This is a genomic window from Streptomyces sp. NPDC032198 (assembly GCF_040636975.1).
Classification (GTDB): Bacteria; Actinomycetota; Actinomycetes; order Streptomycetales; family Streptomycetaceae; genus Streptomyces.
This window is the reverse complement of the sequence record NZ_JBEZVL010000006.1, coordinates 185,396-205,351: the sequence shown is the minus strand read 5'-3', so window position 1 is coordinate 205,351 and position 19,956 is coordinate 185,396. Positions and strand designations below refer to the sequence as shown.

Annotated in this window: 15 protein-coding genes; 4 read left to right on the top strand and 11 right to left on the bottom strand. The window is 70.0% G+C overall.

The genetic code is table 11. The annotated features are described in order from the left end of the window. Positions 1 to 153: 153 nt before the first annotated feature. The 4 genes from AB0E78_RS17655 to AB0E78_RS17640 all read right to left on the bottom strand — a co-directional run bounded on the left by AB0E78_RS17655 (position 154) and on the right by AB0E78_RS17640 (position 5,496). Positions 154 to 906: a GntR family transcriptional regulator gene (locus AB0E78_RS17655; protein ID WP_361833161.1), complete on the bottom strand. Its 753-nt coding sequence runs from the start codon at positions 904 to 906 to the stop codon at positions 154 to 156. A gap of 174 nt (positions 907 to 1,080) precedes the next feature. Beyond that, positions 1,081 to 2,346 (bottom strand): alpha/beta hydrolase, encoded by a 1,266-nt coding sequence (locus tag AB0E78_RS17650; protein ID WP_361833159.1) that lies wholly within the window; start codon positions 2,344 to 2,346, stop codon positions 1,081 to 1,083. A gap of 115 nt (positions 2,347 to 2,461) precedes the next feature. Then, the gene (locus AB0E78_RS17645) at positions 2,462 to 3,577 is read right to left on the bottom strand and encodes a DUF4190 domain-containing protein (protein ID WP_361833157.1); all 1,116 of its coding nucleotides are present in this window, start codon (positions 3,575 to 3,577) and stop codon (positions 2,462 to 2,464) included. A 344-nt stretch (positions 3,578 to 3,921) separates the two neighbouring features. Beyond that, complete coding sequence (locus tag AB0E78_RS17640) at positions 3,922 to 5,496, bottom strand: S8 family serine peptidase (RefSeq protein ID WP_361833155.1); 1,575 nt, start codon at positions 5,494 to 5,496, stop codon at positions 3,922 to 3,924. A 286-nt stretch (positions 5,497 to 5,782) separates the two neighbouring features. Between AB0E78_RS17640 and AB0E78_RS17635 the strand changes: the two genes are divergently transcribed. From AB0E78_RS17635 to fxsT, 3 genes are all read left to right on the top strand, one after another. Beyond that, positions 5,783 to 6,898 carry a threonine synthase gene (locus tag AB0E78_RS17635; RefSeq protein ID WP_361833153.1) on the top strand — a complete coding sequence of 372 codons (1,116 nt, stop codon included), beginning with the start codon at positions 5,783 to 5,785 and terminating at the stop codon, positions 6,896 to 6,898. 321 nt (positions 6,899 to 7,219) lie between these two features. Next, positions 7,220 to 8,671, top strand: coding sequence for a hypothetical protein (locus AB0E78_RS17630; RefSeq protein WP_361833151.1), 1,452 nt, complete (start codon positions 7,220 to 7,222; stop codon positions 8,669 to 8,671). Positions 8,672 to 9,090: 419 nt separating this feature from the next. Continuing rightward, on the top strand, positions 9,091 to 12,990 hold the full coding sequence (fxsT, locus tag AB0E78_RS17625; protein ID WP_361833149.1) for an FxSxx-COOH system tetratricopeptide repeat protein: 3,900 nt from the start codon (positions 9,091 to 9,093) through the stop codon (positions 12,988 to 12,990). A 49-nt stretch (positions 12,991 to 13,039) separates the two neighbouring features. On the opposite strand, the gene AB0E78_RS17620 is transcribed toward fxsT, so the two are convergent. The 7 genes from AB0E78_RS17620 to AB0E78_RS17590 form a co-directional block, all read right to left on the bottom strand. Further along, positions 13,040 to 14,911, bottom strand: coding sequence for an HEXXH motif domain-containing protein (locus tag AB0E78_RS17620; protein ID WP_361833147.1), 1,872 nt, complete (start codon positions 14,909 to 14,911; stop codon positions 13,040 to 13,042). A 29-nt stretch (positions 14,912 to 14,940) separates the two neighbouring features. After that, positions 14,941 to 15,129 (bottom strand): hypothetical protein, encoded by a 189-nt coding sequence (locus AB0E78_RS17615; protein ID WP_361833145.1) that lies wholly within the window; start codon positions 15,127 to 15,129, stop codon positions 14,941 to 14,943. Positions 15,130 to 15,232: 103 nt separating this feature from the next. Beyond that, complete coding sequence (locus tag AB0E78_RS17610; RefSeq protein ID WP_361833143.1) at positions 15,233 to 16,300, bottom strand: trypsin-like peptidase domain-containing protein; 1,068 nt, start codon at positions 16,298 to 16,300, stop codon at positions 15,233 to 15,235. Between the two features lie 11 nt (positions 16,301 to 16,311). Further along, complete coding sequence (locus tag AB0E78_RS17605) at positions 16,312 to 16,638, bottom strand: trypco2 family protein (RefSeq protein ID WP_361833142.1); 327 nt, start codon at positions 16,636 to 16,638, stop codon at positions 16,312 to 16,314. 105 nt (positions 16,639 to 16,743) lie between these two features. Next, entirely contained in the window at positions 16,744 to 17,151 is a 408-nt protein-coding gene (locus tag AB0E78_RS17600) for a rodlin (protein WP_361833140.1), read from the bottom strand. 111 nt (positions 17,152 to 17,262) lie between these two features. Continuing rightward, complete coding sequence (locus AB0E78_RS17595) at positions 17,263 to 18,198, bottom strand: LCP family protein (protein ID WP_361833138.1); 936 nt, start codon at positions 18,196 to 18,198, stop codon at positions 17,263 to 17,265. A 598-nt stretch (positions 18,199 to 18,796) separates the two neighbouring features. After that, the gene (locus AB0E78_RS17590) at positions 18,797 to 19,207 is read right to left on the bottom strand and encodes a rodlin (RefSeq protein ID WP_361833136.1); all 411 of its coding nucleotides are present in this window, start codon (positions 19,205 to 19,207) and stop codon (positions 18,797 to 18,799) included. A gap of 206 nt (positions 19,208 to 19,413) precedes the next feature. Between AB0E78_RS17590 and AB0E78_RS17585 the strand changes: the two genes are divergently transcribed. Next, positions 19,414 to 19,824, top strand: a complete 411-nt coding sequence (locus AB0E78_RS17585; protein WP_361833134.1) for a rodlin — start codon at positions 19,414 to 19,416, stop codon at positions 19,822 to 19,824. Positions 19,825 to 19,956: the final 132 nt, after the last annotated feature.

Here is a 19,956-nt window from a genome sequence, read left to right as displayed (position 1 = left end):
GCGGGTACGGGCGATGAAGTTAGGAGCCGTACATGACAAGTCGTTGCAGGGACTCATTGCTCCGGCGTTACGGAAGACCGGCGCGCGTTAACTCGCGATCACGGCGGGCGGACGGGTCCGTCCGGATTCCGGGGCGTACGCCGGAGCATCCGGTCACTTCACCGGCAGGTGGTATGCGATCCGGTACCGGTCGGCGGGGACCACCACGTCGGCCGTCTCTACCGGTTTGCCCGACGCGTAGTACGTCCGCTGCACGACGATCACCACATGGCCGGGGACGCCGCCGAGCGCCATGAGCTCCTCCGCGAGCCCCGGGCGGGCGCCGACCTCCTCCGCGACGTTGTCCACGACCACGTCGATGGCCGCCATGCGCTCGACCACTCCGCAGCCGCCGAGCGGCCCCTCCTCGGGGAGCATCACCGGAGTGCGTCCGGTGACGGCGAGGGGCTCCCAGGAGGTGGAGAGCATCATCACCTCGCCCGCGTCGCGGTACACGTACTTGGTGCACATCACGCGGTCGCCCGCGCGGATGCCGAGCCGCTCGGCGGTCGCGCTCGCGGCCTCCACCTGCTCGCTGCGGGACTCCCAGGTGCCGCGCGCGCCGTCCTCCGCCTGCTCCTGACGGAACGGCGTCGAGCCGCCGGAGGCTCGGTAGCCGGTTCGTGCCACACGGCGGGGCACGGGACGCTCGCGCACATACGTGCCGGATCCGGAACGTCCTTCGACCAGGCCTTCGGCCATCAGGACCTTGCGGGCCTCCAGGGCGACCGTGTCCGACACCCCGTACTCCTCGCGGATCCTGGCCTGCGAGGGGAGCCGGGTGTGCGGCGGCAGCGAACCGTCGACGATCTTCTTGCGGAGATCACCCGCGACACGCAGATACGCCGGCTGTTCACCGAAAGTCACTGGCCACTCCCATCAGGTTGACAGACAGCAACAGCCTGGCAACCGTGGGTTGTTGGCCGCAACCCAAGGCCAAGGAATCACCCGAAGTGATGATTTTGGAGTGCTCAGGTCTTTACGCAGGGGCTTTCCACAGCTATGGCGATCACTTTCCCGCGGTGGCCCACGAGGTGACGATCAAGCGCTCGCGCCCCGGATGTCAAGGAAACGGGAGATCGCCGATCGCGCGATCTGGCTCCCCCAGCCGCCCCAGTTCACGTCGAAGCAGTGGTCGGCCCAGGACAGTTCGACATACGTCGCCGGCGCCCCGGCCGCTTCGAGACGCCGCGCGAGCTCCCGCGCCTGCGCCACCGGCACCGCCCGGTCCGCGCTGCCGTGCAGCAGGAGCGTGGGCGGCACATCCGTCCGTACGAGCTTCGCGGGCGAACCGAGGAGGTAGCGGGCGGGGACGGCCTTCGCCGAACCCCCCATCAAGCGCGGGATCATGGGGTCGCCGCGCAGCGCGGTCCCCGCGATGAGGCGCCCCATGTCGGTCGGCCCGTAGAGGGAGATCACCCCGGCGACCGAGCTGTCACGCACCGCACAGGACGCGGGAACCCGGTCATCACCCTCCGTATAGGCGGCCGCGAGCGCGAGATTGCCGCCCGCCGAACTCCCCGCCAGGACAAGGCGGTCGGGGTCGATGCCGAACACGCGCGCGTGGCGCCGCACCCAGCCCACGGCGCACTTCACGTCACCGATCTGGTCGAGCTGGGTCACGCGGGGCGCGAGCCGGTAGTCGATGTCGAAGACCGACCAGCCCCGCGCGTTGAACCAGCGGTTCCATGCGGGGCTCTGCCCGCGGTGCCCCTTGTTCCAGCCTCCCCCGTGCACCCAGACCACGGCCGGATGACGCACCCCGGTCCGCTTCGGCAGGGTCCAGAGGTCCAGCTTTCCGCGCTGCTCACCGGTGCGGGCGTAGCGACGGGTGCGGTCGCCGTCTGGAGCCTTGGCGTAGTTGACGCCCTGGAAGTAGGCGGTGGGGGCCAGGGGTTGCCCGTGCTCCTGGGCGGTGCGGTACCCGGCGGCGTACGGCATGACGCCGTACACGAGCGCGACGAACGCGGTCAGTACGGCCAGTCCGGCGCACCAGGGGTGGCGCCGGCCCGCGACGGCTCCGGCGACCAGGCCGATGACCGCGGGGGGCACGAGTACGAGCCCCCAGGAGGTGACCGCCGCCGCGACGAGCACCAGGAGGGGGATGCGGGGCAGCGGGGCGGCGACGAGCACGACAAGGGCGGCGTTCAGGAGGGCGACGACGAGGAGGAGTCCGCGGGAGAGGTGCGCGACGCACGAAACCCTGGGCCCGTTCCTGCCGTTGCGGCTGCCCCTTCGGGGAGAGTCCGACGCCGCGGGCCCCGGAGTTCGCTGGCCGGCGACGGTCGGCGTCACGACGGTCGTCACGCCGAAGAACTATCACAGAAGCGGACAAAAGGCCCTTAAGGTGAGCGGCTTCGCGGCACCCGTACCCGGTCGCCGCGCCTCCGTTCCGCCGCCTCGCCGCAACGCCGCGCCCTCGTCACACCGCGGCGCCCGCCCCGCCTCCGTCGTCCTCGTGAACGCCGGGGCTCTCATCCCCGGGAGTCGCGTCGCGCGGTGAAGTGGTCGCCAGGCCCAGGGCCTTGCGGGCCGCGGCCTCGCGCGCGCCGCTGATGTGCCGCTGCGCCGGTACGTAGTGCTCGGAAAAGGCGTCGGCGTCCTCGGCGGTGGATGCCTTCTTCCACTGCTTGCGGTTCTGCTCGATCGCGTCGACGAGGGCGGTGATGCCGGCGTCGGCCTTCGCCGGCCAGTCGTGCGCGCGCAGCAGCCGCGCCTGCTCGGCGAGGCCCTTGTCGACGCGGCCGGCCCACTCCTTGTGGCCCGGCAGGTCGTCCTCGAACCTCTCCGCGTCGGGCTCGGACCCGTAGGCGTCGGAGAGGGCCTTGTCGGCCTTCAGGTAGGCGAGCTGATCGGCGTCGAGGTTCGTGCCGTCGCGGCGGAACGAACCCTCCAGCGAGCGCTTCCGCTCGGCGTCAGTGAAGAGGCAGGTGATGTGCCGGTCCCCCTGGCGCCAGGTGTCCCCGTCGGGCACGAAGTAGTTGACCTGCGCGTCGCCCCGGTCGACCCAGCTGTCGAGGACGTAGGCGGCCTGCAGGCCGCCGCACTTCTCCTCGGCGAGATACGTGAGGGCGGAGTCGCCCGGGTAGCTGTCGTGGTTCACCCGGACCGACGCGAAGACCTCCCCGTCGTGCCGCGCGGAGCACGGCACCCGGTCGACCTGGTAGGCGTACTCCGCCCCTTCGAGTCTGCTGCCGGGGACGTTGAAGCACTCCCCCTTGCCGACGGGGAACCCGGCACTGTTCCTGGCGTCACGCGCGGCGTCCCTGAAGCCGTCCATGAAGTCACGCGCGCCTCCCGTGGCGACGGCGAGCACCAGCAGCACGACGCCGACGACGGAGAGGATGCTGCCCGCGATCGCCAGGCCCTTGCCGCGCTCGCCCTTCTTCCTGATCTGCGCGAGCGCCACGAGCCCGAGGACCAGTCCGACGGCGGGCAGGAAGCAGAGGATCCCGAGAACGAGCGAGGCGATCGCGAAGCCGTTGACCGGAGGCCGGGAGTACGGCGAGTACCCACCGGGCCACTGCTGATACGGCACCTGGGGCCCACCCGGGTACGGGGGCTGCGCTGGCGGCCCGTAGGGAACCTGCCCGTACGGCTGCTGGGAACGGCCACCGAAGTCGGGGGGCGGGGGTATGGCCACGGGTTCCGTGCTCCTGGTTCGGGCGGGTCGGTCGATGCGGACGGCCTCGCATCGTATGCGGCGCACGACCCGGGCACTAAATAGGTAGATCTGCCCCCATAGCGCCAACCTCTTCACCGCACCGCACCGCACCGCACGCCTCGTCCTCGCGGCGGCCCGGGTCGGCGACCCGGAGCCGTGCCGCGAGGACGAGGCCCTAGAAGGACTCACTCAGAGCACAGAAATCAGAACTCAGAACTTCAGAACTGCAGCCCCCAGGAATCGATCTTTCCGACGTCCTGTGCCGCGTTGTCGCTCACTCGCAGCTTCCACGTCCCGTTGGCCGTCTCGGACGACGCGTTGACCGTGTACGTGGTGTTGATGTCGTCCGAACTGCCGCCGGTCCCATAGCCCTTCAGCGTGTACGCGCTGCCGTCGGGCGCGATCAGCTGCACCTGGAGGTCACCCACATAGGTGTGCTTGATGGCGACCGGCACGCTCAGGGAGGCAGGCGCGGAACCCGGGACACCGCTCACGGTGACCGGCGATTCGACCGTGGCGTTGTCACTGATCGCGTAGTCGGTCGTGTTCTCGAACTTGGGGCCCGGAGGGTTCGTCGAGCCGGCGCCCACGTTCAGGAGGCGGTTGGGCGAGCCCGATCCGGGGCTGGTGACGACGCCCGTGGAGGCCGCGGCGACCAGGGCCGCGGACACCTGCGCCGGGGTCGCCGTGCGGTTGTCCGCGAGGTAGAGCGCCGCGGCGCCCGCGGTGTGCGGGGACGCCATCGACGTACCGGAGATCGTGTTCGTCGCGGTGTCGTTGGTGTTCCAGGTCGAGGTGATGGACGAACCCGGCGCGAACAGGTCAAGGACGCTGCCGAAGTTGGAGTAGCTCGCCTTGGCGTCGGTGTTCGTGGTGGCGCCGACCGTGATGGCCTCGGTCACGCGCGCGGGAGAGCGTGTGGAGGCGTTGACGGACTCGTTGCCTGCCGCGACGGCGAAGGTGATGCCGGACGCGACGGCGTTGCGTACCGCCGCGTCGAGGGCACTGTCGGCGCCGCCGCCGAGCGACATGTTCGCGACGGCCGGCTTGACCGCGTTCTGGGTGACCCAGTCGATGCCCGCGACGACCTGCGCGGTGGTGCCCGAGCCCTGGTTGTTCAGGACGCGCACGCCGACGATCTTCGCCTTCTTGGCGACGCCGTGCAGGGTCCCGGCGACGGTGCCCGCGACGTGCGTACCGTGGCCGTGGCCGTCCTGCGCGGTGTTGTCGTTGTCGATGGCGTCGTATCCGTAGGAAGCGCGCCCGCCGAAGTCGCTGTGGCTGATGCGGACGCCGGTGTCGATGACGTACGCCGTGACGCCCTCACCGGCGGAGTCCGGATAGGTGTACGAGTTGTTCAGCGGGAGCGTCTTCTGGTCGATGCGGTCCAGGCCCCAGGACGGCGGGTTCGGCTGGGTGGCGTCGACCGTGAACGTCCGGTTCTGCACGACGGACTCGACCGCCGGGTCCGCGGCGAACTTCTCGGCCTCGGCGGCGGAGAGCTCGACCGCGTAACCGTTGAGGGCCTTCTTGTACGTGCGCTTGATCTCGGCGCCGTACTCGTCGGCCAGCGCCTTGCCCGCCTCGGAGCCCGCCTTCGCGGCGTCCGCGTCGAGGGTGACTATGTAGCTGCCGGGTATCGCGCCGGGGACTCCGGCGTTCTCGACCGTGCCTTGGGCCTGGCCCGGCTGCGCGGTCGCGGGGAGGGCGGAGACGACGCCGAGGGCGAGGGCCGCGACCGCTGTCGCGCTGATCCCGGCCAGTCTTCGGCGGGTATGACGCATCACTGCCATCTGAGGGGTCCTCCTCAATAGGTGGTGCGCTGGTGGGGGGTGGTGCTGATGGTGCTTGGGGTGAAGCCGGTGACCTTCGATGAAGCTGATGGTGCTGGGGTGGTGCCCGCAGACACAGGGGCACAAGGCAGGGACATGTCAAGTCGCCTTACCTGTTCTTGCCTGCGTCGGGACGAAAGATTGGCGGACCCATGGGAAACCCACAAGGGTCAGGACCGGACGTAACATGACCGCCACGCACCCGTCATGACACATCGGCCCCAACTGCCCCAACTAACCTGGCCACATGACAGCATTGCCGGATTGTTTCTGCCCCGCCGACGGAACCCGGGTCCCCGCAGGCACCCTCGCCTGGTGCTGCCCCGTCTGCCGTGGCCCGCTCGACCTGGACTTCTCCCCCAATCCCGCGTCGCTGAAGGCCCTGAACGGAAGGGTCAATTCCCTGTGGCGGTACGCCGAGTCCCTGCCACTGCCCGCCCCCGCGTTCTCGCTCGGCGAGGGCCGCACACCGCTCGTACCGCTGGATGGCGCGATCTCGGCCAAGCTCGACTTCCTGATGCCGACGCTCTCCTTCAAGGACCGGGGCGCGGTCATGCTCGCCGCGCTCGCGGCCCGGCTCGCTCCGGAGCGCGTGATCGCCGACAGCAGCGGCAACGCGGGCACGGCGGTCGCCGCCTACTGCGCGCGGGCCGGACTGCCCTGCACGGTGTACGTCCCTGAGGGCACGTCACCGAAGAAGCTGGAGCAGATCGGCGCGCACGGGGCACGGCTCGAAGTCGTCCCCGGAGACCGCGAGAAGACGGCGTGGGCGGCCCGGACGGCGGCCGACGAGCCAGGCACCTTCTACGCCTCGCACGTCCACAACCCCTATTTCCTGCAGGGCACCAAGACGTACGTCCATGAGCTCTGGGAGGACCTGGGCGGCCGCCTGCCGGACGTGCTCGTCGTCCCGGTGGGCAACGGCACCCTGCTGCTCGGCGCGGCCCTCGCGGTGCGGGAACTGCACTCGGCGGGCCTGATCGCCAAGGCGCCCGCGCTGTACGCCGTGCAGGCGGCCGCGGTCGCCCCGCTGGCCGAGGCGTGGCGCGCGGGCGCCGACGAGCCCCTGGACACCCCCGGGACGGAGCCGATGGCGCCGACGCTCGCGGAGGGCATCGCGATCCCGCGCCCGCCCCGCGCACGCCAGATCCTGCGGGCCGTACGCGGATCCGGCGGCGGCTTCCTGACGGTCACGGAGGACCAGATCCGGGCCGCCCAACTGGATCTGGCGGGCCGCGGGTTGTACGTCGAGGCGACCGGCGTCGCGTGCTGGGCAGCCGTACGGGACGGCGCACTCGGCGAACGGACGGCCGTGGTCCCGCTGTGCGGAGCGGGCCTGAAGTCAGGACTGGCCGCCGTCTGACATCAGGGAGGGCCGGCGCCTGGCACCACCGTTCGACAAGGGCGGCCCGATGGAGCCGGGAACGCCGGTGCCACCCTCTCTCCATGGCACGAACTGCGCTTCACAGCTCGGGAGTTGGCAGAATTCGACCAATGGTCACAGCTCTGCTCTGCTAATGGCCGGAGACCTGCCCTGCGCTGGGCTGTGGTCGTACGCTTGTCGCCACCATCGATATGACGGTGCCGCACCATCGATTCACATGAGTGCTGACTGCTGACTGCTGGTGGCGATCGGGAGGTCACGGGGGTGGAAGGGCGCAGCCCTGCGAGGGTTCGCAACGAATTGGTCGCCGACATCGTCGACGTACTGCAGGATTCGGGCACGGTGCGACAGGAGAACAGCGCCGATCTTTGGGTGCGCATGCTGAGCGACGAGCTGGAATCCCCCGTGGAACCCCTGCGCAACGCGGCGCTGCGACCCTGGCTGCTGCAGCTGGTGGAGCGCTGCGCGCAGGTCCCCGACGGTCTTGGGTGTCTGGTGCGCTGCCTGCGGTACCTGGAGCAGCAGTCCTCCGCCACGGTGTCGCTGCTGCGGCTGGTGGACGAATGGGAGGCAGTGGAATTCTTCGACGGCGCCGATCTGCGTCCCCTGCAGCCCGTCCTGCGGGACATGCGGTCGCCGGCCGGGCTCACCACGCTCGCCCGGCGGGCCAGCCGCTCACGCACCCAGGAATTGCCCGCGTGGTGCGACACGGGATGGGCAGTCTTCTTACGACTGGCCGGCGACAACACCGCCGCGAAGGAACTCCCCGTCAGCATGGCGTTCCTGGCCCTGGCCGCCGAACAGCTCGTGGAGGACGGACAGATGGAGGCAGCGGAGGACCTGCGTCGCTGGAACCGTCGGCAGTCCAGGGCCTGGGGCCTGGAGGACCAGATCGCCGACTGGCAGCGCAGCGGCATGGTCCAGCAGGCCCCGCCGCCCATGGTGCCCGCGTATCTGATGATCCAGTTCGAGCCCGACGGAGTGGATCCGGACCGCTATTTCCTCTCCCACTGGCGGCAGTCGGACGCCGAGGGCTGGCATCCCGTGCCCGGCGAGACCCTGCATCTTCACCGCGACGACCTGCCCGCCGAGGTGGAGGTCCTCATCGAGCAGACCGAGGAGCGGTGGGCGGACCTGCGCCAACCGGTCGTCCTGGAATTCATCCTCCCGTGGGAATTACTGGGCGAGCCCGTGGAGTGGTGGCACAAGGAGTCCTCCTCCTCGTCCCCCACCCCCCTGGTGATGGACTACTCGGTCCTGATCCGCAGCTTCGAGCGCCTGCGCAAGGCAGCCTGGCACCGGCCCTGGCACAAGAAGTGGCGCCAGCTCAAGGAGCAGCCCGCCGACAGCCACTCGTACTTCAACCCTCCCGGCCAGTCGCACTTCCACCTGGAGCGCGAGCTGAAGGAGGACGACCACGCGGTCTGTCTGGTGCTGAGCGAGCCGCCCGGCACCGACTCCCCGGCCAGCCACCAGGAGTTCATGGCGGGCCTGCGGGCCGGGGTGCCCGCGATGATCTGGCACCGGGGTGACTGCGGCGACCCCGCCTTCAAGGAAGCGGTCGCCGAGATGGTCCAGGACCGGGGCCTGTCCAGCCTCGTGACACGCGCCGGAAATTGGCGCAAGGAGGCTCTGGCGCTGGGACCCGAGGGCTGGGACAACCACGTGGGACGCCATCTGGCGATCCTGCTCGACGATCCGGAACGCAGACCCGGGCCGCCCGGCCCCGACCGTGCGCCGGTGACGAGTTGAACGGGGCCGCCGGCCACCGGTCCGTGAACCTCCCGCACACGGCGAGAGGGGGTGCCGCGCCATGAACGAGCCGGCCTCGGCTGCCGTGTGGCAGCTTCCCGCCGGGCGCACCCACTCGCCGGTTGGGTGCACACACCTGGCGGCCGGGCGCACACGCCTGGCGGTTAGGCGCACGCGCCCGCCCGCGGGGCGCACGGAGCCGCACGCCAAGGGCACCATGTTCTCCGCCGGAGGCACGACTTTCGCTGCCGCAGGCGCGACTTCTAGCACGATTTCCGTGCGCCCCGGCCCATGCCGCCGTACCCCCTTGCTTGCAGTGCGGGCGCACTGTCAGGCTGCGCTTGTGGATGTCACGCACGCCCGCGCACTGCGGGACTCCGCACCATTGTCCTGGCCGCCACGACGCCTTGAGGGCGCATATGCATGACGACGGAGGGCAGCGGCAGGGACCGGCGACGCGGGCACGACGTGAGGCCGCGTCCGTTCTCGGCCGACTCGGGCATGCGCGGTCCGGGCCGCCCGGCGGACAGGAGCGCTCCGAAGCGGTCCTCGTCCTCGACAGCCACCTGACCATGCGGATCTGGGATCACGCCGTCGGCGACCTGGTCGACGAGCTGAACCGCGGAGGCGACTTCGCACGCGTACGCGTGCTGCGCCTGCGCGGCACCGACGAGACCGACCCCGCCCGGATCGGCCCCGAGGAACCGCTCGGCAGCCCCGGAGACATGCGCCGCGTGGTCCTCGTGCTGACCGACGGTCTCGCGGCCGGATGGCGGTCGGGCGCGGTCATGCCGCTGCTGCGCGCCTGGGGCCGCACCTGCCCGGTAGCCGTGGTGCATGTGCTCCCCCAGCAGCTCTGGTTCCGCACGGGCCTGGACGTCTCGCGGGTGCGGCTGCGCGCGGGACGTGCCTGGGCGGCCAACAGCGAACTCGACTGGGAGCTGCGCGAGGCCCCGGTGGAGTCCCGCGACCCGGACGAGCCGGAGGCCGAGGGCGACCCGGTCCTGGTGCCGGTCCTCGCCCTGACCAACCGCTGGGCCGAGGCCTGGACCCAGCTCGTCATGGGCCCCGAGCCGCGCTGGCTGGAGATGTCCGCCACCCGGGCGCGGGAGTGGAAGCGCAGGCCCGACGCGGCGCGCGCCCTGCCGTGGACGGACGACGTCCCCGATCCGCACAGCACGGTGCCGGCGTCGGAGCGCGTGTCGGACTTCCGCGCCGGAGCATCGCCCACGGCATTCACCCTGGCGACACGCTTAGCCGCTGTCCCCCTCAGCATCCCCCTCATCCGCAAGGTCCTGGAGACCACACCGGGAGCGGGCCCTGTGCACGCCTCGGAGCTGCTGATGAGCGGCCTCGTCCGGCCCAGCGGGGAACAGGGCGACGCCATCACGGATGTGGCGTTCTCGTTCGCCCCCGACATCCGCGAGGAGCTCCTCGCGCTGGGCCGCCGCAGCGACACGGCACGGATACTGCACGACGTACGCGCGTTATTGGCGGGCGACGGAACCGGCCCCCCTTCGCTGCTCCCCTCCCCCGCCGAACCGCTGGACACCCTGGCCATGCCCAAGGTGAACAGCCGCAACATCGGCTTCCTCCGCGTGGAACTCGCCGCGCTGAGAGCACTCTCCGGACGTTTCATGCAGCGCGCCGCCCTGCTGGCAGGGGTACTTGGCTGGCACGATCGTCGATACGCAGTCAGCCTGGAGAAAAGCGGTGGAACCCCCGTCTCTCGGCCCCATCCTGAAGGAGCACCGGTGATGTCGACTACGCCCCAGCAAACGGTGGAGGGGGACCGCACATCACAGCCGCGCGTCTGGGGAAACCTGCCGCCCCGGAACCCCAATTTCACCGGCCGAATGGAATTGCTGGATCTCCTGGGAGAGCGGCTGAGGGAAGGCACGACAACCGTCCTGCCGGAAGCCATTCACGGCATGGGGGGCGTGGGCAAGACCCAGCTCGCCATTGAATACGCGTACCGCCACCAGTCGGAGTACGACATCGTCTGGTGGATTCCCTCGGAGCGGCCCGGTCAGATCGGCCAGGCACTCGTGGAACTCGCGGGACGCCTCGGACTCGAGACCAGCACCGAGGCCAATATCGCGGGGCCCGCGGTGCGCGAGGCACTGCGCGAGGGCCGTCCTTTCTCACGCTGGCTGCTGATTTTCGACAATGCCGATAATCCGGAACAGGTACGTCACTACTTTCCCACCGGGGGCAACGGCACGATCCTGGTCACCTCGCGCAACCGGCGCTGGGGCCTGGTCGGCGGCTCTCTCGAGGTGGATGTCTTCACCCGCGAGGAGAGCAAGGAACTCCTGCGCCACTCGGGGCCGCCCCTCCAGGACGACGAGGCCGATCAGCTGGCCGAGGCGCTGGGGGACCTGCCGCTCGCCCTGGAGCAGGCCGCCGCCTGGCGTGCGGAGACGGGCATGCCGGCATCCGAGTACCTCCGCCTCTTCGAGGACAAGCGCACCGAACTCCTCGAAGTGGCCCCGCCGCCGGACTATCAACTGCCGGTCGCCGCCGCCTGGAACGTGTCCCTCGACCACTTGGAGAACCGCAGCCCTTCGGCCCTGCGCCTGCTGCAGCTCTGCTCGTATTTCGCTCCGGACCCGATTTCGCGGTCCATTTTCTCCGGCTTGGGAAACAGCAGCATCTTCCCCGAGCTCGACGCGACACTGAACGACCCGATGCGGCTCGCGCGAGCCATAAGGGAGGTGAACCGCTACTCACTCGCACGCATCGACCACCGTACGAACTCCATCGAGATGCACCGTCTTGTTCAGCTCGTCCTGAACAACCGCATGACCCCTGAGGAGCAGTCCCGCATGCGCCATGGCGCCCACACTCTGCTGGCCGCCGCTGACCCGAAATCGCCCAACAATGCCGCCAGCTGGCAGCGTTACGCGGAGCTCTACGGTCACGTCATCGCCTCTGACGCCATCAAGTCCGACCAGCCTTGGGTGCGTCAGCTCGTCATGAACATCGCCAAGTATCTCTATTACTGGGGCGACCACGAGGTGTCGCTCGACTTCTCCGAACAGGCCTGGGAAACCTGGCTGACGATCTTCGGCGAGGAGGACCAGCAGACCGTCCTCATGGGCCAGTGGCTCTGCGTCATGTACCGCACTGTCGGCCGCTACGACGACGCGGCCAGGCTCGTGGACCAGCTCAAGGAGATCTACCAGCGCACCGCCCCCACCGATCGCGAGGACACCCGCGAGGACGCCCTGGACGCGATCCAGCTCGAAGCCGCCGTGCGACGCCTCGAAGGGCACTTCGCCGTCGGCGCCGAACTGGACGAGACGGCCTTCGAGCGGGCCCGCAGGGCGTTCGGCGAGGACGACCCCACGACGCTGAACATCGCACACAACCTCGGAGTGAGCCTGCGGCTGGCCGGAGAGTTCCGCCGCGCGCTCGAACTCGACCAGCACACACTGGGGTTGAAGATGCGCCTGTTCGGGCGGGACGACCAGCGGACCCTGGTGACGGAGAACTCGGTCGCCATCGATGTGCGCGAGACGGGTGACTACGTGGGCGCCCGCGCCCTCCAGGAGGCGGTGCTCGACGCCTTCCGTGACGTGTTCGGCCGCGCCAACCCCTCCACGGTCGGTGTGATGCGCCAGCTCAGCGAGTCCTTCCGCAAGGAGGGAGACCACGCGCGCTCCCTGGAACTCGCCACCGAGGCCTACGCCCTGTTCACCCGGCGCTACGGCGACGCCCACCCCCAGTCCCTGTCCACCGCGCTCACCCTGTCGGTGGCACTGCGCCAGAACGGCGACCTGCAGGCGGCCCGCACTCGCGGCATCAAGGCCAGCCAGGGATATCGCAACATCTTCGACCCGCACCACCCGCACGTCCTGTCGGCCGACGTCAACCTCGCGGTCACCTTGCGCCTGCTGGGCCAGCCGGACGAGGCACGAAGGCTGAACGAGGCGTCTTTGGCGTCACTCGCCGAACGGCTCGGCCCCGGCCACCCGATCTCCCTCGCCTGTGCCATCAACCTGGCGAGCGACCTGGCCGCGCTCTCCCAGCCCCAGGACGCGCGCAGGCGCGGAGAGACGACGCTCGCGTTCTGCCAGTCGACGTTCGGCCCCGACCACCCCACCACCCTGGCCTGCGCGAGCAACCTGGCGATGGACCTCATCGCGGTCGGGGAGGAAGCCGCGGGTAACGCGCTGCGGGCCGACACCCTGGAACGCATGGAGCGCGTGCTCGACGCCCCCCGGATCCGCGAGCAGACAGGTCCGCACCCGGCGACCCTTCAGGCCAAGGAAGGGGAGCGGGCCAACTGCGACATCGACCCGGTGTCGCTGTAACGCGACGGGGCGGGGCCGGCTGCGGGGCGCGCACCCCGGCCGGCCTCTCCTAGCGTTCCGTCGTCCCGCCCCGGCCCAGCCACTCGGCCAGCCGTGCGGGGTCCGCTCCGTGTCCCGTCCCGGCCCGCAGCGCGTCCCGCACGGCACGGGCCCGCTCCGGATACCGGCACAGAAGGCGGGCCGCCGCGTCCTGGCCCGCCGCCAGTGCCCGCCCGAGGCCGACCCAGGCGGCCACGGAGCCGCCCTCACCGCTCAGCTGGGCGGCGTAGGCGTGCCGGGCCCCGGCGAGGTCACCACGGGCCAGCAGTACGTCGCCCGGGTCGACGCCCTTGACGCCTCCCGCCAGGGCAGCGGTCCGCCGCCAGGCCCCGTCGGGCTCGCTGACGCGGTAGCGGGCCAGGATGGCCGTGACGTCGAAGTGCCGCCCCTCCGGATCCGGTACGAGTTCTGGCTCGGCCTCCAAGGCGGCCGGCGGGCGGCTCTCCCCTCGCTGCCAGGCGCGTACCGCTTCGTCGACGGCCGCGGCCGGCGGCCGCAGATGATGCGCGCGCCAGCGGGCCCGGTGGTCGGCCGCGGCCTCCCCGGCGAGCTCCAGCTCCCGGTCCGGCACCTCGTCGGCCATCCACTCCGCGCACCTCTCGCGCAGCGCCTCGATGACGCTTCGGCCCAGGGGCGTCAGCCGTTCGTGGCCCGCGACCAGATGCAGCGTGGACCACACCTGAGTACGCCACAGCGCGAACTCGAAGTGGGCCAGGGGGGCGTACGCGGCGTCGGCGGCATGCCGGTGGACGCGCCAGAAGCGGGCGACCCCGGCGAAGGCGTAGATGCCCTGCAGCAGGCCGCCCAAGGGCCGCGGATCGTCGCGCCAGGGGGCGTAGAAGAGCTCTTCAGGCCCCGCCTGGTCCTGGTCCGGTGCCTGCCGGGTCAGCGCCTCCAGGTGCATCAGGCCGCCGAGCTTGGTGTGCTGGAACTCGTGCACCAGCGTGGCCGCGAGTTGCGCCGCATCGTCCGGGTGGGATGCCGTGACGCTGCCGAACGCGTCGCCCGCCGTCCCGCTGTATGGCCGGAACCGCTCCCTGGCCGACACGGGCGCCAGCGACATCAGACCCGGCCGCATCGCGTCGGCGCTCTCCGCGTCGTCGCGCAGCAGGATTCCCCACGCGTCGGCAAGCAGTTTCCGCCAACTCGCCTCCTCCGCGGCCGTCATCAGGGTGGGCTCGCTCGGGCGGGGGAACGTGCGATAGGGGTCGAGCTCCTCCAGGACCAGCCGCTTGGCGTGGCTTTTGGACCCGAGGGCCACGCGGCGCACCGCATGCCAGCCGGGCCCGCTCTCCTGCCGGTCGGCGGGCACGGCCACCTCGCCGCGAGCCCCGAGGACCCGTAACGCCCCATCCCCACAGATGACTTGCGCGGTACTCCATGGCTCGCTCGCCTCGACCACCGCGCATCCCAGCGTCGGCAGCGGCACGACACCCCGGCGCACCGGAACGGTCATCGAGAAGTCCAGCCCTGCACGCGCTCCCGCCGCCGCGGCCAGTGCCGACAGATGCCCGGTCACCACCCACAAGGGCGCGTCCTCGTACGACGTGCCCCTGAGCCTGCGCAAGGCGAGCGAGAGCCACATGCCGGTGTGCGGGCACATCAGTACGTCGTCGAACACCTCGGGGGACTGCTTCTGGACGCGCTCCAGGAGGGCCCAGGCCTCATCGGGCGACACCGCGGCCCCGGAGCCGAGCGACGGACCGCTCCGGGACAGACCGTCGTCCAGGGCGCGCAGCATCAGCAGTCTGCGACTGCGTTCCGCGGCGAGCAGTTCGTCGACCACGTCGCTGTCGCCCTCGCCGAGCGCGAGCGCGCGCACGCCGGACGCCGAGAGCTGGTGGAACGACAGATCCGCAGATATCGCGGACTCACCCGCCATGAGCCCTCCACCGCACCGTACTGAGCCCCTCAGTCGATGCGGTCCGGGGGGTTGTACGACACGGCGATGGCCTGAGGGCCGTCAATATGCCGCAGGAGCTGTTCCAGCGACACGGCGATGGCCGTGCCGTCCATGGAAAGCAGCGCTTCAAGAGAAACCCCCGAGAGATCTACGAGATCGGACTCGACGGCAGGCATCGATTGCTCCACGGCTGCCAAGTCCCCTCCCGTGATTCCGTGCATGCGCCATCCCTTTCCCCCTCATGATGACCCAGCACGGCACGCTGCGAAACCCCGCATCCGAGCCGTGCCCGACATCAAGTCAGCAGTATCGCTTGGCCAGTTGAGCCGCCTCACGGTCGACGCGGGCCACTTCCGCCGACTGCCCCTCCAGCAGCCGGACAGTCTCCAGGAGCTGATCGAGCGTGCCCCGGTAGCGCAGACAGGTGCGCACGATGCCGTAGATGTCCATCCTGAGCCGGGAGTCCCTCGGCCGGTTCGCGGCGATCTCCGCGTCGATGCTGGCGAGCACCACACCCAGGCCGTTCGCGTCCTTCATCGCCGGGATCTCCACCAACGCGTCGACGAGCCCCATGAGTTCCCGCAAGGGCAGGTCAGAGGGGAGACCGGTCAGGCTCGCGGGGGCCGACGGCCCCTCCGGGCCGGCTGCGGAACCCAGCGCTCCGATCGGCGGAAGACCCGCCTCTTCGTGGAGGAGTTCACCCTCGGCCGAGGACAGCACGCCGTACCAGTGCTCCACCCGGCAGGCCGCGAGCCGCCCCAGGCCGTCCGACCGGTGGTGGGAGCTCACCAAGCCGATCACGGCGCCCCCCGACCAGACCGCAGCGCCGGACATCCCCTCCCACGGAGAGCGGCCCGGCTCGGGGTCCTCGCGCGGTGCGAGAACGGCCAGTTCGAGTGTGCCCTCGCGGCGGTTGGACAGGACGGAGACCGTCCCCGAGACATGGCAGGAGTCCCGGTACTGGCTGGGGGCGCCGTCGTCGAGGAGGCGCATGCCGTCGTCCCGCAGCTTGAAACGGGGAAAGCCCATCGCGCTGAAGGGAAGCACCACATCGGACTCGGGCACGGCGCCGTAGCGGGGGCTCAGGACAGCCGGGCCCCGGGGCGGAACGGTCGTGAGCTCGAGGAGCGCCAGGTCCGCGGCCTCGGCGAGCAGCACGACGCGTGCGTCTGCGCTCCACTCCCCCGGCAGATCGGCGTCGAAGCGCACCCGCACCGACGTCACCGGGCCCGCGGCCACATGGGCGGCCGTCAGCACGGACCGCTCCCCCACGCGATATCCGGACCCGCGCCGTCCGGGCGCTCCGCCCGGCCTCTCCACCAGTACTTCGGCGACCCTCGCCGCCTCAAGACCCTCTGACGCCGCCACGGTGGCCGGACTCAGCGCTCGCGCGCGGCCTGGTCACCGCTGACCCAGGGCCGCTGATCGGAGCCACGCACGCGGGGCTCCAGGCTGAGGGTGACGCGGTGGGTGGTGCTGGTCGCCTGCTGGCCGGAGGCGCCTGCCTCGACGACCCAGAAGCGGATCCTGCCGTCGGCCCCGGCGGACCGCTGCACGGCGAACTCCGCCTCCAGTTGTACGGGACCCAGCTCGAAGCGCAGTGCTGTGTCCTCGGCGTTCTCGGCGTTCTCGGCGTTCTCGGCCGCGGCCATGGCGGCGGCGAGTTCCCCACGTAACTGCGCGATCATCTCGGCGAGTTCAATCACGCCGGGCCTCTACCCCCGGCGGGTCGCCCCCACACGGCGGAGGCGACCCGGGGAAGGCCGAAGGGGCCGGCCGGCACGACGACGGCCGGCCCCCTTGAGGCAAGGTCAGCCGTTGCCGACACCGTTGCCGGACAGGGCCGGGATGTCGTTCAGGATGTGCGACAGCGGCTCGTCGCCCTTGGCCTGCGTGGAGTTCTCGGTGCACTGCTGGTTCTGCGGCGCCGACAGGACGGGGATGTCCTGGACTCCGACGTTCACGAGCGCGACGAGCGACTGGAGGTTCGCCTTGACCGGGAGACCGATGCAGGGCTTGTTCAGCGTGCCCTGGACGAGCGTGAGCTGGGGGCTCTGGTTGCCCTTGGTCGCGGAGTTGCCGAATGCCGTCTCGGCGCCGTTGCCGCTGAGCGACGTGGTGCCTCGGTCGTCACCGATCGCCAGGGCCTGGGGGGCCATCCCTGCCGTGATTCCGGCGACGGAGGCGGCAACGGCCGCGGATGCCCACAGCTTGTTCATTTTGATTCCCTTCAAGAGCGGGCTCCCTTGGCAGAGCCGCGTGATGATCAACTGTCTGACACGGTGATGGTTGCGACGTTCGACCCGGTTGGCCTAGTAATCAGAGCGCCGTCAACGGCATTCCAGGGTGTCGCCCCGGACGGTCACCGGGCTTCCGAACCTAGGCGGATCGCTCAGCCTGGCCTTGGAGTCGGGGGCCGTAAGAGGCTGGTCCCGCTTGAGGGCCGTGAAGACTTTGCCGGCCTTGGCCCGGTCCCACTGGAGCGCGCCGTTCAGCGTCTCGCTGAAGCCGCTGACGGGCACCGTGGTGAACTCCATGGACGACGCAGGGAGTCTGCCGAGGTCCGCCGCGAGGGCCAGGATCTGCTCCGAGCTGAACCCCCGGTCGACCCGCGCCGATCCGGCCAGCAGCCGGCCGAGCCGCGCCGCCCTCACCGGGTCGGCCAGCACGTCCTCCGTACGTACGCCGCGCAGCGCGGCCACGAGGAAGCGCTGCTGTCGCTGGATCCGCCCGAAGTCGGCGCTCAGGTCCACGTGCCGGGAGCGGACGTACTGCAGGGACCGGCCCCCGTTGAGCAGATGGCTGCCGGGCGCGAGGTCCAGCTTGGTCGTCCTGTCCTTGAGTGCGCGGGGCGTGCAGACCCGCACGCCGCCGACCGTCTCGACGCTGTCCATGAAGCGCCGGAAGTCGAGCTGCAGATACCGGTCGACGCGGACGCCGGTCGCCCCCTCGACCGTCCGCACCGACAGCGCGGGACCGCCTTCCGCGTAGGCGCCGTTGATCTTCCCCGGATGCGCCGGGCGTTCTTCTCCCGTGGCCTCGTCGCGGTGCGCGGGGATGTCGGCGTAGGAATCCCTGGGAAGACTGACGACACTGACGCGGTCCCGGGCCTCGGAGACATGGACCAGCATGAGCGTGTCCGTGCAATTGCAGGCGACTCCGCCCGCATGGAACGTGCGCTTCTCCTTGCGCGTGATGGTGTCGCGGCCATCCGTCCCCATCAGGAGGATATTCGTACCGCTTCCCTCGTTCGGTCGGTTCTTCATGTCGCCGAAGACATCGACGCGTTGGACAGGGAGCGGCGTTGCCGTGGCGTTTCCCATTCCAACGGCGGCGGCGACCAGAAGGACCCCCGGAATGGCGAGACGCAGCATTCGCGCGCGCCGGGATCCGGTCGGTGAGTAGAGGTGAGTGCGCAAGCTGGACTCCGCTACGGAGGAACCGGGACGAAGAAACGGTAAACCGCTCGACGCCACTGCGGAGTGCGGGTGTTCGCGGCACGCACGAACAACAACTCGTTCGCCCTAAACGTTCGGTTTCCCTGGATTCCACATCTGGAACAGATGGCTCGACACACGCCCGTCGATGGCGAGGGAACATGGCTGACTTCAAGCGTCAATGGAAGCGGCAGGGCCTCATCCCGTTGAGCAGGAATTCTCCGGAACGCCGTGTCGATGACCCCATCTTCACGTCGTTGCAGGACTCCTGGGAAAGGCAGGGGAAAACCGTCCCGGGCCGCCCCGACCAGGAATGGAGAGCTCTTATGTCAATGGATCACTGGCCACGGGGCTGACGGCACGGCGGATGGGGAACGCGGCAGCGGGCCGCCGGTGAACGGCGGCCCGCTGTGCAATGCGTGGGGGGTCAGTGGTTGGCCGTCCCGTTCCCGGAGAGGACCGGGATGTCGGACAGGATGTGCGACAGCGGCTCGTCGCCCTTGGCCTGCGTGGAGTTCTCGGTGCACTGCTGGTTCTGAGGCGCCGACAGGATCGGGATGTCCTGGACTCCGACGTTCACGAGCGCGACCAGCGACTGGAGGTTCGCCTTGGCCGGGAGGCCGATGCAGGGCTTGTTCAGCGAACCCTGGATCAGCGCCATCTGCGGGCTCATGTTGCCGTACGTGGCGGAGTTGCCGTACGCCTGCTGGGCGCCGTTGCCGCTGAGCGACGTGGTGCCGTGGTCGTCACCGATCGCCATGGCCGACGGAGCTACGGCGGCCGACATGCCGACGACGGAGACGGCAACCGCGGCTGCAGCCATACCCTTCTTAATCACAAGTAATTCCCTTCTGGAGTAACCCCGTTCGCCGGAGCGCTCTGATTAACTCCGCGCCCTGCACATAGTTGCTCCGTTTCACTCTGATGGCCCAACGGAGGGCTGGCACGGACCCCAATCGAGTGAAGCCCCGAAACTCAAACTCCTGCGGGCAGGTTGGTCAGCGTGCAGTGACTCGAGCTTCTGCCAGAAAAGGAACACACAAAATGATGAAGAAGGCTATGGCCACGGCGGCAGTTGCCGTTTCCGTCGTCGGTCTGTCCGCTGCCGCGGCCCCTTCGGCGCTGGCCATCGGTGACGACCACGGCACCACGTCGCTCAGTGGCAACGGGTCCAAGCAGGCGTACGGCAACTCCGCGACGCACGGCGACATGAGCCCCCAGCTCTCCCTCGTCCAGGGTTCGCTGAACAAGCCCTGTGTCGGTCTCCCGGTCAAGGCGAACCTCCAGTCGCTCGTCGCGCTCGTGAACGTCGGAGTCCAGGACATCCCGATCCTGTCGGCGCCTCAGAACCAGCAGTGCACCGAGAACTCCACGCAGGCCAAGGGCGACGAGCCGCTGTCGCACATCCTGTCCGACATCCCGGTCCTGTCCGGGAACGGTGAGCTCAACGGCTGATCTGCCGGTGTGAGAACGCTCGGGCTGCCCGCCTGCTTCAAGGCCGGGCAGCCCGGGCTTCTTCATTTTTGTTCTGCGGTAATTCGGGTGAATTTACCGAACGGTCGAAACCGCCGGTTTCTTCCGGACTCT

Coding starts and splice junctions, on each gene's coding strand:
- AB0E78_RS17640 (WP_361833155.1), bottom strand. CDS start 5,496: ATGGCAGTGATGCGTCATACCCGCCGAAGACTGGCCGGGATCAGCGCG.
- AB0E78_RS17620 (WP_361833147.1), bottom strand. CDS start 14,911: ATGGCGGGTGAGTCCGCGATATCTGCGGATCTGTCGTTCCACCAGCTC.
- AB0E78_RS17585 (WP_361833134.1), top strand. CDS start 19,414: ATGATGAAGAAGGCTATGGCCACGGCGGCAGTTGCCGTTTCCGTCGTC.
- AB0E78_RS17600 (WP_361833140.1), bottom strand. CDS start 17,151: ATGAACAAGCTGTGGGCATCCGCGGCCGTTGCCGCCTCCGTCGCCGGA.
- fxsT (WP_361833149.1), top strand. CDS start 9,091: ATGCATGACGACGGAGGGCAGCGGCAGGGACCGGCGACGCGGGCACGA.
- AB0E78_RS17595 (WP_361833138.1), bottom strand. CDS start 18,198: ATGAAGAACCGACCGAACGAGGGAAGCGGTACGAATATCCTCCTGATG.
- AB0E78_RS17635 (WP_361833153.1), top strand. CDS start 5,783: ATGACAGCATTGCCGGATTGTTTCTGCCCCGCCGACGGAACCCGGGTC.